The sequence below is a fragment of the Mesorhizobium shangrilense genome (assembly GCF_040537815.1).
GTDB classification, from domain to species: Bacteria; Pseudomonadota; Alphaproteobacteria; order Rhizobiales; family Rhizobiaceae; genus Mesorhizobium; species Mesorhizobium shangrilense.
Genome location: NZ_JBEWSZ010000001.1, coordinates 3424620 through 3440977, shown reverse-complemented (window position 1 = coordinate 3440977; position 16358 = coordinate 3424620). Strand labels below are relative to the sequence as shown.

Below are 16358 nucleotides of genomic sequence, written 5' to 3'. Positions count from 1 at the left end.
AAGCAACATGCAGACAAGATGACGGCTTCGTGCCGGCCTGCATTCCGGGAGGAAATTCATGTCATCCGTGCTTTGGGCGCCGGCGCCAGCCGCGTTCGAATCGTCCAATCTTGCGCGCTTTTGCAGGGCCAACGGCTTCGACCCGCGCGACTACGAAACGCTGCATCGCTGGTCGGTCAGTGACCCCGGCGCGTTCTGGCGGGCGGTGTGGGACTTTGGCCGCGTGATCGGCGATCCCGGCGCGATCTCTTTCATACGCGACGATCAGGCGCCGATGACGCAGAGCCGGTTCTTCCCTGACGCATCACTCAATCTCGCGGAAAACCTGCTGCGGGGCGACGATGATCGGGCCGCGGTCATCGAGGCCGATGAGAGTGGCCATTTCCGCACCTTCACCCTTGGCGAGTTGCGCCGGCGCGTCGCCAGGACGGCGCGAGGCCTGCGCGCGGCCGGCGTGGCGAAGGGCGATAGCGTCGGCGGCATCCTGCCCAACCGTGTCGAAGGTCTGGTGGCGCTTCTGGCGACGCTTTCGATCGGCGCCGTCTGGTCGTCCTGTTCGCCGGATTTCGGCGCCGCGGCGATCGTCGACCGTCTCGGCCAGATCGGCGTCAAGGTGCTGTTTGCAGCACCCCGCTACCGCTATGCGGGCAAGCAGCACGACATCTCCGATCGGCTCGCCGAGATTGTCGTGGCGATGCCGACTGTCACCACGCTGGTGCTGACCGGCGAACCGGGCGCAAAGCCAAACTGCGCGGCGACCTGTCTCGCGTTTGACGATTTGGGCAGCGACGGTGCGCCGGCCTTCGAACGCGTGCCCTTCGATCATCCCGCCTACGTGCTCTACACTTCGGGCACCATGGGTGCGCCAAAGGCGATCGTCCACCGCACCGGCGGCGTGCTGCTCCAGCATCTGAAGGAGCATCTGCTGCATGGCGACGTTCGCCCCGGCGACGCGATGAGTTGGTACACCAACACCGCCTGGATGATGTACCATTGGCTGATCTCGGGCCTCGCCTGCGGCGCGGCGATAGTGCTCTATGACGGCGCTCCGATCCTGAAGACCGCTGACGGCCTCGACCCCAGTCCGCTCTGGACAATGGCGGAGCGTGCACGCGTCACCCATTTCGGCACCAGCCCGAAATATCTGGCGACGCTGGCCGCCGAAGGTTACGCGCCGGGACGTCTCCACGACCTGTCCTCGTTGCGCTCCCTGCTCTCGGCCGGCGCGCCGGTTTCCCTCAGCCAGTTCGACTGGGTCTACGCACAGGTGAAGCCGGACATGATCTTTGCCTCGATCTCGGGCGGTACCGAGATCATCGGCTGTTTCCTGCTCGGGTCGCCGATCCACGCCGTTCGCCGTGGCGAGCTGACTGTCAAAGGGCTGGGCCTCGCGGTGGCTGTCATGGACGAGCGCAATGCGCAGGTCATCGGCCGGCAGGGCGACCTCGTCTGCACCGAACCGTTCCCGTCCATGCCTCTGACCTTCTGGGGCAAGGACGGCGACGCGCGTTACCATGCCACCTATTTCGCGGCACGCCCCGAAATCTGGACGCATGGCGATGTCGCGGAGATGACGGCGCACGGCTCGGGGATCATCCATGGCCGATTGGACACGACGCTGAAGCCCGGCGGCGTGCGCATCGGCACGGCCGAAATCTACGCGGCCTGCGAGACCTTCGCCGAGATCGAGGATTGCCTGGTCTTCGGCGCGCCGGTCGAAGGCGACGAGGAGATCGTGCTGTGCGTCAAGCTGAACGACGGTTTTGGGCTCACGCCCGAGCTTGCCGCGCGGATCCGCCGCGCCATCCGCGAGGGCGCTTCGCCGCGTCACGTGCCGCATCGCATCCATGCGGTGCAGGCCGTGCCTTACACGCTCAATGGCAAGCGAGTGGAAGGGGCCGCCCGCACCACGCTCGAAGGCAAGCCGGTGAAAAACATGGCTTCGCTCGCCAATCCCGCATGCCTCGAGGAGTACCGCGCGCTCGACAGGAGCAAGGCGGCATGAGCCGGGCCAAGGGAGCGATCGTCGGTATCGGCGAATTGAAACCGCAGCGCCTGACCGGCGGCGTGACGACGCTGGAAATGATCGCGGAGGTTTCGCGCCTGGCGGCGTTCGATGCCGGGCTGGAACCGTCTGACATCGATGGGCTACTGATCGGGCCGCAGGTCGGCGAGACGCCGCAGCATGTTCCGGCAACCATTGCCGAATATCTCGGGTTGGCACCGACGATGGCCAACGTCGTAGACCTCGGCGGCGCTTCGGGAGCAGGGATGGTCTGGCGCGCGGCGGCGGCAATCGAGGCCGGCATGTGCGAGACAGTGTTGTGCGTGCTTGCCAATAACCGCGAAGAGGTTGCGCCGCGCTCGCTCAACCGCAATCCGATCCGCGAGTTCGACGTGCCATTCGGCGCCTCGGGCGCCAATATTTCCTATGCGCTGCTGATGCAGGCGCATATGGCGCAATATAACTCGACCGCGAGGGATTTCGCTCTGATCGCCGCGACGGCGCGGGCCAACGCACAGCTCAACCCCGACGCGATCTTCTTCGGCAAGCCAGCGGATGTGGAGGCGGTGCTGGCCTCGCCGATGATCGCCTCGCCACTGCATCTCTATGAAATCGTCATGCCGGTCGCCGGCGGCGAGGCGGTCGTCGTCACTTCGGCCGAACGTGCGCGCTCGCTGCCCAGAAGATCCGTGCAGCTGCTGGGGGCCGGCGAGAAGGTCACGCATCGCGCGGTCAGCCAGGCGCCAAGCCTCACCTCCGGTCCGCTGAAGAGCGCCATGGCGCGGGCCTTCGCCCAGTCCGGCACCGACGCCAATGAGATGGACCTCCTGTCGCTCTACGACTGCTATACGATCATGGTCGCCACGACGATCGAGGATGCCGGGCTCTGTGGACCCGGCCAGTTCGGCGCGTGGCTGTGCGACCATGATCTCTCTCACCGGGGCGATAAGCCTCTCAACACCCATGGCGGCCAACTCGGCTTCGGCCAGCCGGATCTCGCCGGCGGCATGACGCATGTCGTCGAAGCGGTACGCCAGCTGCGCGGCGAGGCGGGCGAACGCCAGATCGGCAAGGCCGACCTCGCGCTGGTCACAGGCAATGGCGCGACGATGAGCGAGGCGACCGCGCTCGTGCTGGGAGCCGCCTGATGTCCGTCGATCTCAACGCATTGAAAACCCCCGGTCCGACGATCACCTCCTTGACCCGGCCATTCTGGGATGCTGCTGCCGAAGGGCGGCTGAAAATCCAGCAGTGCAAGGACTGCGGCAAGGCCGTGTTCTATCCGCGCCCGATGTGCCCGCATTGCTGGAGCAAGCGCCTGGTCTGGAAAGAGGCGTCGGGCTGGGGCCAGCTGAAATCCTTTTCAGAAGTGCACAAACCCGGCCATCCCGGCTGGCTGCCGGCGGCACCTTACGTGGTTGGGCTGGTCGAACTGGCCGAAGGGCCGACCATGCTGAGCTTCATCTTGCCGGGCATGCGATCGCCCAGGGTAGGGGACGCGCTGTTGCTCGCGCCGACAGCCATAGGCGGCCGTGTCCTGCCGGCCTTCAAACCAGTCGAAACCGCAACAGAGGAGAAGCCGAAATGAGCACTGGGACGAAAGACGGCTGGGCAGGCGTGGTGAAGGGCCGTCCGCAAGTTGGCGCCTTTGCCGAACGCACGCGGCGCACGCGCGCCAGCGACATCGAAGCCTTCACCGACATCACCGGCGACCGCAATCCGCTGCACTATGACCGCGCGCTGGCTGAGAAATCGGTGTTTGGCAAGCTGATCGTCCAGGGCGGCGTCACCTCAGGCATCCTCAATGCGCTGGTCGCCGAGGATCTGCCGGGACCCGGCACCGTGTTCCTCGAAGTCGCCTGGAAGTTCGTCAAGGCGGTTGGCGTCGACGAGGAGATCACCGGACGCGTGGAGGTCAAGGAGGTGCGCCCCGACAAGCCGATCTGCAAGATCGAGACCAGTGTCCGCAATGCCCAGGGCGAGCTCTGTCTCAGCGGCACGGCGACGGTGTTCACCGTTCCGCTGCAAGGCGTATGAACACGGTGGGCGACAGCCGGCTTGGCGTGGCCGCCGACAGCGAACGCTGGCGCGTGTTGTCGCTGCTTTGCCTGGCGGTCGTCCTGTCGCTGACCACCTGGTTTTCGGCGACCGCCATCCTGCCCGAGCTGAAGCAGGAGCTTGCGCTCGGCTCTGGCGCCGAGGCCTGGCTAACCAATGGCGTTCAGGTCGGCTTCGTGATCGGCGCGCTGGCGGCGAGCCTGGTCAACCTTCCCGACCTGGTGCGGCTCGGCCGTCTCATGGCAGCGGCAGCATTGGTTGCCGCGCTTGCCAATGCCAGCCTGCTGTTTCACCCCGATCCGGGCAGCGCCATCGCCGCGCGCATCGTTACCGGCGCAGCACTCGCCGGCGTCTATCCCCCGGCCCTGAAGCTGGTCGCAACCTGGTTCACGCGCGACAGGGGGCTGGCGCTCGGCGCGGTCATTGGCGCGCTGACCATCGGCTCGGCGCTGCCGCATCTCTTCCGCGCCGCCTCTAGCGCGCTCGACTGGCGGCCGGTGGTCGCTGCCGCCAGCCTCGCGACGGCCATCGGCGCGCTGATGTTCCTGCTGTTTGCCAAGGAAGGGCCCTATCCCTTCGGCAAGGCGGTGTTCGAGCCGGCGCGCATCGGCCAGGTGTTTCGTGAAAAGCCGCTGCTGCTGGCCAATCTCGGCTATCTCGGCCATATGTGGGAACTCTACGCCATGTGGGCGTGGCTGCTTGCCTATACGCGCGCCGCTTTCGAGGCGCAGGCGATCGGAACAGCCGCTGCCGCTTCGCTGTCGACCTTCTTCGTGGTCGCCTCCGGCATCCTCGGCTGCCTACTCGGAGGCTATCTGTCGGACCGCATCGGCCGAACGGCGACCACAGCCGGCATGATGATCGTGTCGGGAAGCTGCGCCCTGCTGATGGGCTTTCTGTTCACCGGGCCGCTCTGGCTGTTCATGCTGGTCGCCATCGTCTGGGGCATTTCGGTGATCGGCGATTCCGCGCAGTTCTCCGCCGCCATCACCGAGCTTGCCGACCGCCGCTTTGTCGGCACGGCACTCTCGGTGCAACTCGGCGCCGGTTTCGCACTGACGGTGCTCGCCATCTGGCTGACACCGCACTTTGCCGACCTCATCGGCGGCTGGCGCTGGGCCTTCCTGCTACTGGTCCCGGGACCGGTTCTGGGGGCCGTGGCCATGCTGTGGTTGCGAAACTTGCCGGAGAGCGTGAATATGGCTGGCGGCCTCCGTTAGGGAGGACGCTGCCGCTTCTTGAGTCGCGGCAAATGATTTTGCGGCGGGACCGAATGGAACAAACGACCAGAATGCGTGGGCGTCCTCGCTACGACCAGGAAGATGCCGGAGCCGCCGAGGCGTTCCGCTCGATCGGCTCCAAGGTCAAGCTCAACCGCGACGAGGCGGCACCGCTGTGGGTGCAATTGCGCAACCAGGTCGAGGAAGCCATCAACACCGGCCTGCTGGCGGCCAATTCGCGCATCCCTTCCGAGCAGGCGCTGTGCGACTTCTTCGGCGTCTCGCGTCCGGTCGTGCGCGCCGCGATCGGCTCGCTGTCCAGCGAAGGCCGCATCATCAAGATGCCGCGCAAGGGCATGTTCGTCGCCGCACCGCGCGAGCATGTCGACTTCATGACCGCCAATCTCGGCGTGTTCGACGACCTGACGGCGAAGGGCCACAAGGTCTCGACGCGCACGCTCGAAATCTACCGCTGCCCGCCGAACGAGAAGGAATCCAGCGTCTTCGGCATTCCCGCCAATGGCAGCGTGGTCCGCATCAGCCGCGTCTACATGACCGACGGCGCGCCGATCACCATGACGCGCATCAGCCTGCCGGGACACCGGGTGCCCGGTCTCGAAAACATCCTGTCGGAAAATCAGTCGATTTTCGGCACCATCCGCGCGGTGTTCGGCCTGACGGTGAAGCGCGCCGACCGTTGGCTGCGCGCGGCTTTGCCCACCAAGGAAGAAGCCGAGCAGATGGGCGTTGCCGCCAACACCCCGCTGATCGAGATCGAGTCGATCGCCTATGACGCGGATGGTGCGGCGCTCGAATATTACGAGGCCTTCTACAACTCCTCCGTCGCCCGCATCCACATGGCGGTCGAGCAGCCGTCGGCGACGGTGAACGGTGTCGATCGCACCTGAATCACATCCGTGAAAAAGAATCCGTTTTCTGGTTATAACCAGATTGACGCACCCAGGAAGCTTCTGTAACGTCCTTGTCATGGGGTCGGGAGGAGCCTGACCCTGGAGGCATTATCAGGATCGATCGGCTTGCGACGCCGCCTTGGCGGCGAGGGGAAGATTTTGCCCGCGTGCAAGCCTGGTCCCGATGGAGGATTTGCGTGGATTACCGGTCGCAATTCGACCTGACGGGCGAAGTTGCCGTCGTCACCGGCGGCGCCAGCGGCATCGGCTTGGAGGCCGCCAAGGCGCTTGGCACTTGCGGCGCGCGCATCGTCCTTCTCGACATGAATGCCGAAGGGCTGAAAGCCGCCGCCGACGAGCTTGCGGCGGCCGGTGTCGCAAGCGTCGACGGCCGCGTGCTGGACGTCACCGATCCGCAAGCCGTCGAAGCGATGGCCGCCCGGATCGTCAGCGATTTCGGCCAGGTCGACATACTGGTCAACAGCGCCGGCATCGCCCGCCTCAACACCGCGCTCGACACATCGGACGAGGAATGGCGCCTGGTGATGGATGTCAACGTCAACGGCGTCTACTGGGTCTCGCGCGCTTTCGGCCGCTCGATGGTCGCCCGCAACAAGGGCTCGATCGTCAATCTCGGCTCGATGTCGGGCCTGATCATCAACCGTCCCCAGACCGCGCCCTCCTACATGGTGAGCAAGGGCGCCGTGCACATGATGACCAAGGCGCTCGCCGTCGAATGGGCGAAATCGGGCGTACGCGTGAACGCCCTGGCGCCGGGCTATGTCGGCACCGAGATGACGCTGAAAATGCGCGAGCGCCCCGAACTCTTCAACACCTGGATCGACATGACGCCGATGGGCCGGCTCGGCGAGCCGCACGAGATCGCTTCGGCGATCCTGTTTCTCGCCTCGCCGGCGTCGAGCTACGTCACCGGCGCGATCCTGTCGATCGATGGCGGCTACACGGCCTGGTGACGGGCCGAGCAAGGATTGGAATATCGCATGACCGTTTCGGACCTAGAGGCACGCCAGGCAATCATCGATGCCTGCCTCAAGATGAACGCGCTGGGCATCAACCAGGGCACCTCAGGCAATGTCAGCCGGCGCCATGGCGAGGGCATGCTGATCTCGCCGACCAGCACGCCTTACGATACGCTGGTGCCCGAGGACATCGTCTTCATGGCCTGGGACGGCGAGGTCGACGGGCGCCTGCCGCCGTCGAGCGAATGGCGTTTCCATCTCGACATCATGAAGGCGCGGCCCGAGGTCAACGCGGTCGTCCACGCGCATCCGACCTATTGCACGACCATCGCCATCATGGGCAGGAAGATACCGGCGATCCATTACATGGTGGCGGTCGCCGGCGGCAGCGACATTCGCTGCGCCCCTTATGCCACCTTCGGCACGGCGGAGCTTTCGGCGCATGCGGTGGAGGCGCTGCGCGACCGCAAGGCCTGCCTGCTCGCACAGCACGGCATGATCGCGGTCGGTTCCAGCCTCAGCCAGGCGATGTGGCTGGCGGTCGAGGTTGAAACGCTGGCGCGGCAGTATCACGGCGCCCTGCAGATCGGCGAGCCGCCGATCCTGTCCGAGGAGGAGATCGAAAACGTCATCAAGCGCATGGCCAGCTACGGCCTGCGCGACAAGGAGGCTGCTGCCTGAGCGGCGGCCATCTGACACAATCCTCCGGGAAGGCCCGGAGCGATCAACAAGGGAGGAAATGAAATGACCGGATCCATGAAAGGCCTCGTCAAGGCGCTTGCTTTGGGATTGGCGGCGGCTTGCAGCCTGGCTGCCATCTCAGGCGCAAGTGCCGAGGAACTGTCGCTCAAGGGCAAGCGCATCGGCGTGTCCGCTATCGGCACCGACCACTATTGGGACCTGATGGCGTTCAAGGGCATCCAGGACCGTGTCAAGGAACTCGGCGGCGAAGTGATCGCGCTCGACGCCGGCCGCAAGGACCAGCAGCAGATCGCGCAACTGCAGACGCTCATCGCACAGAAGCCCGACGCCATCATCGAGCAGCTCGGCAATCTCGAAGTGCTGAACCCGTGGCTGCAGAAGATCCGCGATGCCGGCATCCCGCTGTTCACGGTCGACACCGCGACGCCGCACGCCATCAACAACACCACGTCCAACAACTACAACATCGGCGCCGAGATCGCGCTGCAGATGGTCGCCGACATGGGCGGCAAGGGCAATGTGCTGGTCTTCAACGGCTTCTACAGCGTGCCGGTCTGCAAGATCCGCTACGACCAGCTGAAATATGTGCTGACTTCGTTCCCGGATGTGAAGATCGTCGAGCCGGAACTGCGCGACGTCATCCCGAACACCGTGCAGAGCGCCTATTCCAACGTGACGGACATGCTGACCAAGTCGCCCGAGAAGGGCTCGATCGGCGCGGTGTGGGCCTGCTGGGACGTGCCGCAGATCGGCGCCACGCAGGCGGTCGAGGCCGCCGGCCGCAACGAGGTCAAGACCTACGGCATCGACGGCAGCCCGGAAGTCATCAAGATGGTGATGGATCCGAAGTCGTCGGCAGGCGCAGTGGCCGCGCAGCAGCCCTATGAGATCGGCAAGACATCGGTTGACAATGCTGCCAGATATCTTGCCGGCCAGAAGGTTGCGCCCTTCACCTTCGTGCCCGCGGTGCTGATCAACAAGGAAAATGCCGCCGAAAAAGGAAAGCTGTTCCTCGACGCCGCCGAAAAGGCAGGCGTTAAATAGGCGGAACGAAACAGCGGGCAGCCATCCCAGGGAAATGGCCGCCCGCCACCATCAACCAGGATTGACGGCCATGCAGACAGCAAAGCGTGAAATTGCTGTATCGATGACGGACATATCGAAGCGGTTCGGTCCGGTGCGGGCGCTGGAGAACGCGAACCTCGAGGTCGCGCGCGGCTCGATCCTCGGCCTTGTCGGCCAGAACGGCGCTGGCAAGTCGACGATCATCAAGGTGCTGGCCGGCATCATCAGGCCGGACAGCGGCACCATCGTCATCAATGGCGAGACCGTGACCTCGCTGTCGCCGGCATCGGTGGAAAAGCTCGGCGTGCATTTCATCCATCAGGACAGGCTGCTGGTGCCGACCGCGACGGTGGGTGAGGCCGTGTTCCTCGGCCACGAAATCGGCCTCGGCCCGTTCGTCAGCCGCCGGGGCATGGAGCGCAAGGCGGCCGATTTGTTGAAGCGGTTCTTCGGCATGGAATTGCCGGCGGGAACCCTGGTCAAGGACCTGACCACGGCACAGCAGAAAGTGGTGCAGATCACGCGGGCGCTGGCGCAGAAAGCGTCTGTGCTGGTGCTCGACGAGCCGACGGCGGCCCTTGTCAAACGCGAGGTCGACAGCCTGTTCGATGTGCTGCGCCGGCTGCGCGACGACGGCATCGCCGTGGTCTTTATTTCCCACTACATGCAGGAAATCGAAAAGCTCTGTGACCGCGTCACGGTGATGCGCAACGGCACCGATGTCGGCACGGTCGACCCGCGTGAGACATCGATCGACGAGATCATATCGATGATGATCGCCCGCGATGTCGGCGAGATGTTTCCCAAGCGTTCGGTCACGTTGGGCGCGCCGGTGCTCGAAGTCGCCAATTTGCGGCTTGGTGGCGGTTTCGAAAACATCGGCTTCAACGTTCGCGCCGGCGAGATCGTCGGCCTCACCGGCCTCCTTGGATCCGGCGCCAAGGAAATCGTGCAGTGTCTGTTCGGCCTCAAGACCGCCGATGGCGGCTCGATCAAGGTCGAGGGCAAGCAGTTGTCGCTGTCGACGCCGGTCAAGGCGGTGCGTGACGGCATAGCCATGCTGCCGGAGGATCGTCGCGCGCACGGCGTAGCGCTCGGCCTGTCGGTGCGCGAAAATATTTCGCTTGCCAGCCTGCGCCGTTATTCCAAGAACGGTCTGGTCAGCCGCGGCAGCGAGAACCAGGCTGTCGACGGCCTGATCAAGGAACTGTCGATCAAGACACCGCATCGCGACGCCCTGGTGCGCGAGCTCTCCGGCGGCAACCAGCAGAAGGTGGCGATCGCCAAATGGCTGAGCTGCCAGTCGCGCGTCTATGTTCTGGACGAGCCGACGGTGGCCGTCGATGTCGGCGCCAAGGTCGAGATCTACAATCTGTTGAACCGGCTGGCGGGCGAGGGCGCGGCGATCCTGCTTCTGTCGTCCGACCTGCTCGAACTTGTCGGCGTCTGCGACCGGGTGCTGGTCGTCTATCGCGGCCGGCTTGCCGGCACCTTCTCCGGCCCGTCGATGAACAGCGACGCGCTGCTCGCGGCTTCGTCCGGCGCCCGCTCGAACGCTGATGGAGTAGCGGCATGAGCGCGACAACTGTCCACGTCGAAGCCGGCGTGTCCGACGAAACCAGCGCCACAGGCAAAAGTGCCGGCCGGCGCTTCGCCACCCTCGTCGTGCGGCTCGGCGCCATTGCCGCCTTCGCCGCGATCATGGCCTATTTCGTCGTCTTCGCGCCGGGCTTCACCTCGACCTTCAACCTGATCAATGTCGTCGAGCAGTCGGCGATCCTGGGCGTGCTCGCCTATGGCATGACGTCCGTCATCATCGGCGGCGGCTCCGATGTCACCGAAGGCGGCATCGACCTGTCGATCGCCGCCAATATGGGGCTTTGTGCGGCCGTCTACGCGACGCTGCTGTCGATGGGCTATGGCGACTTCCTTTCGGTGCTGGCGGCCGTCGCCGTCGGCATGGTGGTCGGCGCGCTGAATGCCCTTGCCGTGGTCGGTCTCGGCATCCTGCCGCTGCTGGCGACGCTTGCCGTGCTCAACGTCGCCGCCGGCATGGAACTCACGCTCACTCAGAACACGGTCGTCGGCGCATCCTCCCCGCTGCTCGGCTTCCTGGTTTCAGGCAGTTTCCTCGGCATCTCCGCGCTTGCCTGGGCGCTGATCGTCTTCTCCGCGATCATGATCGTGATCATTCACGGCACCGCCTTCGGGCTTCGGCTTTACGCGGTCGGCGGCCATCCCGAGGCCGCGCGCGCGGCCGGCCTCAGCGTCCCCTTCTATGTATCATTCACCTATGTGCTGAGCGGCTTCTGCGCGGCGGTGGCAAGCATCCTCACCGTTTCGCGGCTCTCGGCCAGCACGCCCGGCTCCGGCGAACTGCTTTTGTCGGTGCTGGCGGCGGCCTTGCTCGGCACCGTCTTTTCCCGCCGCTTCGTGCCGACCATGGGCGGCACGCTGCTCAGCGTGCTGTTCATCGGCCTGCTCGCCAACGGCTTCCAGTTGCTCAACGTCTCGAGCTACTGGGTCAACGGCGTGCAGGGCGCGTTGATCCTGCTGGTGGTCGCCATCACATCCTTTGCTCGCGGTTCGGAGGGGTCACGATGAGCGTCTCGGCCAACGACAGTCCCAAGGTGGGCCTGCGCGCCTTCCTTGCCAAATACAGCGTGCTCATCGCTTTTGCTGCGATCGTCATTTTCTTCGCGGTGGCGAGCCCGACCTTCCTGACGCCGGCGAACCTCTTCAACGTGTTGGTCAACAATGTCGTCATGCTGGCGATCGTGGCGCTCGGGCTCACCATTGTCATCTCGTCCGGCGGTATCGATCTTTCGGTCGGCGTGTCCGTCGACATGGCGAGCATGGTCTTCGTGATGCTCTTGGCTGCCGGTTACAGCGGCGTGGTCGGCGTCGGTGGCGGCCTGGGTGCTGCCCTGGTCGTCGGCATCCTCAACGCCATCCTCATCACCAGGCTCAACATCAGTCCGTTCCTGGCAACACTTGGCGTGCTGTTCATTGGCCAGAGCACACAGCAGCTTGCCACCAGCGGCGGCCAGCCGATCTACCTCACCAGCGGCTATGCCGCCGACCAGTTCAACGCCATCGCCCGCACCGCGCTCTTCGGCGTGCCGACACCGGTGATCGTGCTGATCGTCTCAGCCATCGCGGTCCATGTCTTGCTGCACCGCTCTGTCTTCGGCCGCTATGTGCAGGCGATGGGCGCGCAGCCGGGCGTCGCGTGGTACTCCGGCATCCGCGTACCGCGCGAACTGTCGATGGTGCATGTGCTGTGCGCGCTGCTTGCCGGCGTCACCGGTATCCTGCTGTCAGCAACGGTCAAGTCTTACGTGCCGCTCTCCGGCAACGCCTTCCTGCTCGACGCCATCGGCGCCACCTTCATCGGCACGACGCTGAGCCGTGAGCGCAAGCCCTCGGTGGTCGGCACGCTGCTCGGTGTCCTGCTGCTCGCCATCGTCAAGAACGGGTTGCTGCTCGTCGGCTGGAATTTCTACTGGCAGCAGGTCGGCATCGGCGTGCTGGTCTTCCTGGTGCTGGCCGTGAGCTTCGGCCTGCGCCGCGCTAACCATTGAGTTCGAAAGGTCAGCCAACCATGCCACAATTCGACGTCAGCTCGATCGGCTTCTATGTCCTGGACATTCTGGGACGGCCGGTGTCGCGTATCCCCGAGGGCGGCCGGGCCGACTATATCGAGGAGATCCGCATGACGGTCGCCGGCACGGCCGGCGCGACCGGCATGGATTGCGCCATCCTCGGGCTGAAGACGCGGGCCGTCACCACGCTCGGCACCGACGATATGGGGGACTGGTTCCTCGCCAAGCTGAGGAAATATGGCCTGGAGTGCGGCCTGGTGCGCCGCGACGGCAGCGTCCAGACCTCCTCCACCATCCTGCCGGTGCGGCCGAACGGTGAGCGTCCGGCATTGCATGTGCCGGGCACCGCCACCTTGTTCGAAGTCGCCGATGCCGATCTTGATGCCGCACTCGACGCCTCCGTCGTCCATGTCGGCGGCACCGGCCTGTTGAAGCGTTTCGATGGCGCGCCGACAGTCAAGCTGTTGAAGCGCGCCAAGGAGCTCGGCCGCATCACAACCTTCGATCTCATCCAGGCGACGCCGGAGACCTGGAAGCTGGTCGAGCCGTGCCTACCTTACATCGACTATTTCGTGCCTAGCATCGACGAAGCCGGCGAGATGGCGCACGACCGGGATCCGGCCCGCGTTGCCGCCTTCTTCAAGGCGAGGGGCGTGAAGAACTGCATCCTGACCCTCGGCGCCGATGGCGTGCATGTCTCGCCGCAGCATGGCGAGGATTTTCACCTGCCGGCCTTCGACGTCGAGGTCTTCGACACCACCGGCTGCGGCGATTCCTTCACCGCCGGCATCATCGTCGGCATCGTCAAGGGCTGGGACCTTAAACAGTCAGCTCGCTTCGCCAGCGCCGTCGCCGCCAAGGTGGCGATGGGGCTCGGCTCCGACGGCAAACTCGTTTCATTCGACGACACGGTCGCGGCGATGAATTCACTTCCGGTCAAGACATCAAAGGTGCAAGCAGCATGACCATTCTTCCTGAGGCCAAGGGCAAGACGGCTCTCGTCACTGGCGCCAGCCGCGGTATCGGCAGGGCGCTCGCCAAGGGGCTAGCCGACGCAGGCTTCGACGTCGCCGTCACCGACCTGCCGTCGCAGGCCGCAGAGCTTGCCGTAACCAAGGCGGAGATCGAGGCGGCCGGCGGCAAGGCCTATGTTTACACAATGGACGTCAGCAAGAAGCGCGAGATCGAGGCAACAGCGCAGGCGCTGCTCGAAGCGGCCGGCAGCATCGACGTGCTGGTCAACAATGCCGGCATCCTGAAGCCCAGCCTGCTTCAGGACCTCGACGAGGCCAGCTGGGATGCGCATTTCGACATCAACGCCAAGGGCGTGCTGATGATGTGCCAGGCCGTGCTGCCACATATGCGCGCCAGGAAATCGGGCAGGGTGATCAACATCGCCTCAATCGCCGGCCGCCAGGGCGTGCCGACGCAAGGTCACTACGCGGCGACGAAATCGGTGGTGATCACGCTCACCCGTGTGCTGGCGCAGGAGGTCGGCATGGACGGCGTCACCGTCAATGCCATCTGCCCCGGCATCATCCTGACCGAGATGGGCAAGAACAATCTCGGCAGTGAGGCGGCCATCCGCCATTGGGAAGATGTCGCAGCGCTGAAGCGTCTGGGCGCGCCGGAGGACGTCGTCGGGCCGGTGCTGTTCTTCGCGTCGGACCTGTCGGCCTTCGTCACCGGCCAGTCGCTCAACGTCGACGGCGGCATCTACTACCACTGAGGCCGGAGCGTGGCTCGCGCGATCGCCTCGCTTGAAGAGGCTGATAGAAGTGGAGGCATCCAGCCCGGGCACTCCAAAAACGGACAGCCTCCTTCCGGCCCCGCCGCCGACCGCGTAAGAGGCGGCAACCGGGAAGGGCGCGAGGCGCAACAGCGGCCAGAATTTTCCGTCCCGCGAAGCTTGAATGCGCATAGCGCCCCCGGCAAGCGTCACCCGGATGTGGAAGTCCTCCAGTTCCTTGAAGGGCTGCGAAACCGACCAGTCGGACTTGCCGTCGGTGATGACGGTGCTGAGGAAGAGTTCGCCATCGGTGAACTCCACGCCGGTCTTGACCCAGCGTTTCTCGTCGATACGAACCATGAGGCCTGCTTGATCACAGGGTACGAAATTCGCCCTGGATGCGAATCCTGGCGGTGAAGTCGTCAGTCGCCGGAAAGCCGAGGAAATGACCGCTGTCCCGGGTGAAATTGTAGTGGGTTTCTCGCCAGAAATCGGTCTTGGCATCAGTGGTCATGGTGAGGCTCGCATCCTCCGCCAACCAGCCTGCCGGCTGGTCCGAGTTATGGCTCTTGATCTAAGCAACGCATGTCGCCCAAAAGTGGCTCCGGGTTTTTTGGGAGAACGACATGCATAAAGCCATAAATCTAAAGCGCGCCGCCTGATTCTGTTCAAACGCACTGCGTTTCAGGAGAGCTTTCGCAGCAGGAAGTCGAAAAACCTTTCGTCATCTGCCCGTGACACATTTATCCGGATGCCTGCCGCCATTGGACTCTGTTTGTCGATGCAGAAGACGCTTCCAGGCGCTATGAAAATGCTCTCCTTGGCGCCCAGTCGGGCGAGTTCTATGTCGTCGATGCCTCCGGGCAGCATGAGATAGAGGTAGTAGCCACCGCCGTTGCCGGCGAAGATCGAGTAACCATTCCGGCTGAGGGCTGAATGCACGCGAGTTGCTGCCGTCTCGATGCGTTGGGCAAGGCGCTTGAGGTGGCGATCATAGTGGCCTTCGGATGTCAGGCGGTGAAGGAGCCGTTCGACGTGGCCAGAACTGTTCACTGTTGTCAGCATCTTCAGTTCTGCAAGTGCAGCGACCTTGTCGGTGCGGCCTGCGATATGGCCTGATCTCAAGCTCGCGGATAGGGTCTTGGAAAAGGTGCCGATCGAAATCACGTGGTTGAGTTGGTCGAGCGTTGCAAGCCGATTGGGTGGAACCAGCGAGAGATCCGCGAAGGGATCGTCCTCAATGATGGTGACGTTATGCCTCGCTGCGACGGTGAGAATTGAATGAGCGACCGATAGGCTAATGGAGCCGCCGGTTGGATTATGGCCAATTGACTGCGTGAAGAACAGTTTTGGCCGCTCCGCGGAAACCTTCTCCGCAAAGTCTTCGATATCCGGTCCGTCAGGCAGGCGCCGGACGCCAATGACTCGGACCTGCGCCAGTTTGAGCTTGGCGAAGAGAGGGTAATATCCGGGCTCATCAACGAGCACGACGTCGCCAGGTGCCAGGAACGCCCGAACGACAAGATCGAGCGCATGATTGGCACCGAACGTGAGCAGGATTTCCTTTTCAGTCGCTTGAATGTGTTGGTTCACCAGGCGTCGCGCAATCTGCTGCCGCAAAGGCGGAAAGCCCCAGGCGGACCCGTAGGCGTCCGCTCCCGGGGAAGGGCCGCGACCGAACAACCCAAGATGACGCCTTATCTCGGACTCCTCGGTCCATGCCGGGGGCGGGCGGCCGTCACCAACTCGAATCTCGAAACTCTCCTCCAACTGCGCATTGAGAAGCGAAGCGATGTCGACGGCTTCTGATACGTGCTTTGGCCTCGTTCCGTTCATTTGCGCAGTCTTGCTGACCGTGAATCCGGACCGTGCCTTCGGCGTCACATGACCGGATGCCGCCAATCTGTCGTAAGCTTCGACAATGGTGTTCTTCGACACGCCGTATTCGCGGGCCGCATTCCTGATCGAAGGGAGCTTGCTTCCCGGCGCCCGGTCGCCCGCTGCAATATCCTGGACCAGCCGCGCTGCGACATTCTCCGCAAGAGTTTCACCGGATTTGCCGCTTGGATTTGTCGCCCTCAAC

General features: G+C 64.2%; 15 protein-coding genes and 1 pseudogene. 14 read left to right on the top strand and 2 right to left on the bottom strand.

All coding sequences use genetic code 11. From position 1 onward, the window contains the following. Window positions 1–58 precede the first annotated feature (58 nt). The 14 genes from ABVQ20_RS16850 to ABVQ20_RS16785 all read left to right on the top strand — a co-directional run bounded on the left by ABVQ20_RS16850 (window position 59) and on the right by ABVQ20_RS16785 (window position 14275). Window positions 59–2005, top strand: a complete 1947-nt coding sequence (locus tag ABVQ20_RS16850; RefSeq protein ID WP_354460639.1) for an acetoacetate--CoA ligase — start codon at window positions 59–61, stop codon at window positions 2003–2005. Then, window positions 2002–3153, top strand: coding sequence for a thiolase family protein (locus tag ABVQ20_RS16845; RefSeq protein WP_354460638.1), 1152 nt, complete (start codon window positions 2002–2004; stop codon window positions 3151–3153). Before ABVQ20_RS16850 ends, ABVQ20_RS16845 begins: the two co-directional genes overlap by 4 nt. Then, complete coding sequence (locus ABVQ20_RS16840) at window positions 3153–3593, top strand: Zn-ribbon domain-containing OB-fold protein (RefSeq protein ID WP_354460637.1); 441 nt, start codon at window positions 3153–3155, stop codon at window positions 3591–3593. Before ABVQ20_RS16845 ends, ABVQ20_RS16840 begins: the two co-directional genes overlap by 1 nt. Beyond that, entirely contained in the window at window positions 3590–4042 is a 453-nt protein-coding gene (locus ABVQ20_RS16835; protein ID WP_354460636.1) for a MaoC family dehydratase, read from the top strand. The genes ABVQ20_RS16840 and ABVQ20_RS16835 overlap by 4 nt, the downstream gene beginning before the upstream one ends. Further along, entirely contained in the window at window positions 4039–5283 is a 1245-nt protein-coding gene (locus ABVQ20_RS16830; RefSeq protein ID WP_354460635.1) for an MFS transporter, read from the top strand. Before ABVQ20_RS16835 ends, ABVQ20_RS16830 begins: the two co-directional genes overlap by 4 nt. A 71-nt stretch (window positions 5284–5354) precedes the next feature. Further along, window positions 5355–6191 (top strand): GntR family transcriptional regulator, encoded by an 837-nt coding sequence (locus ABVQ20_RS16825; RefSeq protein ID WP_354460634.1) that lies wholly within the window; start codon window positions 5355–5357, stop codon window positions 6189–6191. Window positions 6192–6391: 200 nt separating this feature from the next. Then, window positions 6392–7168: an SDR family NAD(P)-dependent oxidoreductase gene (locus ABVQ20_RS16820; protein ID WP_354460633.1), complete on the top strand. Its 777-nt coding sequence runs from the start codon at window positions 6392–6394 to the stop codon at window positions 7166–7168. Window positions 7169–7195: 27 nt separating this feature from the next. Next, complete coding sequence (locus ABVQ20_RS16815) at window positions 7196–7855, top strand: L-fuculose-phosphate aldolase (protein ID WP_202325730.1); 660 nt, start codon at window positions 7196–7198, stop codon at window positions 7853–7855. Window positions 7856–7918: 63 nt separating this feature from the next. Next, complete coding sequence (locus ABVQ20_RS16810; RefSeq protein ID WP_354460632.1) at window positions 7919–8920, top strand: sugar ABC transporter substrate-binding protein; 1002 nt, start codon at window positions 7919–7921, stop codon at window positions 8918–8920. A 70-nt stretch (window positions 8921–8990) separates the two neighbouring features. Continuing rightward, a complete protein-coding gene (locus ABVQ20_RS16805) occupies window positions 8991–10517 on the top strand; it encodes a sugar ABC transporter ATP-binding protein (RefSeq protein WP_354460631.1) in 1527 nt (508 codons plus the stop codon). Further along, complete coding sequence (locus ABVQ20_RS16800; RefSeq protein ID WP_354460630.1) at window positions 10514–11545, top strand: ABC transporter permease; 1032 nt, start codon at window positions 10514–10516, stop codon at window positions 11543–11545. The genes ABVQ20_RS16805 and ABVQ20_RS16800 overlap by 4 nt, the downstream gene beginning before the upstream one ends. Beyond that, window positions 11542–12525, top strand: a complete 984-nt coding sequence (locus tag ABVQ20_RS16795; protein ID WP_354460629.1) for an ABC transporter permease — start codon at window positions 11542–11544, stop codon at window positions 12523–12525. The genes ABVQ20_RS16800 and ABVQ20_RS16795 overlap by 4 nt, the downstream gene beginning before the upstream one ends. Window positions 12526–12545: 20 nt before the next feature. Next, window positions 12546–13511, top strand: a complete 966-nt coding sequence (locus tag ABVQ20_RS16790; RefSeq protein WP_354460628.1) for a carbohydrate kinase family protein — start codon at window positions 12546–12548, stop codon at window positions 13509–13511. After that, entirely contained in the window at window positions 13508–14275 is a 768-nt protein-coding gene (locus ABVQ20_RS16785) for an SDR family NAD(P)-dependent oxidoreductase (protein ID WP_354460627.1), read from the top strand. Before ABVQ20_RS16790 ends, ABVQ20_RS16785 begins: the two co-directional genes overlap by 4 nt. Before the next feature lie 105 nt (window positions 14276–14380). Here the strand turns inward: ABVQ20_RS16785 and ABVQ20_RS16780 are convergent. Together ABVQ20_RS16780 and ABVQ20_RS16775 are read right to left on the bottom strand one after the other, a co-directional pair. Next, a pseudogene (locus ABVQ20_RS16780) lies at window positions 14381–14849 on the bottom strand (DUF1349 domain-containing protein); the annotation flags it as partial. A gap of 110 nt (window positions 14850–14959) precedes the next feature. Further along, a complete protein-coding gene (locus tag ABVQ20_RS16775) occupies window positions 14960–16357 on the bottom strand; it encodes an aminotransferase-like domain-containing protein (protein ID WP_354460626.1) in 1398 nt (465 codons plus the stop codon). Window position 16358 lies beyond the last annotated feature (1 nt).

Bases quoted from the DNA above. Each gene is read 5' to 3' on its own strand.
- ABVQ20_RS16850 (WP_354460639.1), top strand. From the start codon at position 59: ATGTCATCCGTGCTTTGGGCGCCGGCGCCAGCCGCGTTCGAATCGTCC.
- ABVQ20_RS16845 (WP_354460638.1), top strand. From the start codon at position 2,002: ATGAGCCGGGCCAAGGGAGCGATCGTCGGTATCGGCGAATTGAAACCG.
- ABVQ20_RS16840 (WP_354460637.1), top strand. From the start codon at position 3,153: ATGTCCGTCGATCTCAACGCATTGAAAACCCCCGGTCCGACGATCACC.
- ABVQ20_RS16835 (WP_354460636.1), top strand. From the start codon at position 3,590: ATGAGCACTGGGACGAAAGACGGCTGGGCAGGCGTGGTGAAGGGCCGT.
- ABVQ20_RS16830 (WP_354460635.1), top strand. From the start codon at position 4,039: ATGAACACGGTGGGCGACAGCCGGCTTGGCGTGGCCGCCGACAGCGAA.
- ABVQ20_RS16825 (WP_354460634.1), top strand. From the start codon at position 5,355: ATGCGTGGGCGTCCTCGCTACGACCAGGAAGATGCCGGAGCCGCCGAG.
- ABVQ20_RS16815 (WP_202325730.1), top strand. From the start codon at position 7,196: ATGACCGTTTCGGACCTAGAGGCACGCCAGGCAATCATCGATGCCTGC.
- ABVQ20_RS16810 (WP_354460632.1), top strand. From the start codon at position 7,919: ATGACCGGATCCATGAAAGGCCTCGTCAAGGCGCTTGCTTTGGGATTG.
- ABVQ20_RS16805 (WP_354460631.1), top strand. From the start codon at position 8,991: ATGCAGACAGCAAAGCGTGAAATTGCTGTATCGATGACGGACATATCG.
- ABVQ20_RS16800 (WP_354460630.1), top strand. From the start codon at position 10,514: ATGAGCGCGACAACTGTCCACGTCGAAGCCGGCGTGTCCGACGAAACC.
- ABVQ20_RS16795 (WP_354460629.1), top strand. From the start codon at position 11,542: ATGAGCGTCTCGGCCAACGACAGTCCCAAGGTGGGCCTGCGCGCCTTC.
- ABVQ20_RS16790 (WP_354460628.1), top strand. From the start codon at position 12,546: ATGCCACAATTCGACGTCAGCTCGATCGGCTTCTATGTCCTGGACATT.
- ABVQ20_RS16785 (WP_354460627.1), top strand. From the start codon at position 13,508: ATGACCATTCTTCCTGAGGCCAAGGGCAAGACGGCTCTCGTCACTGGC.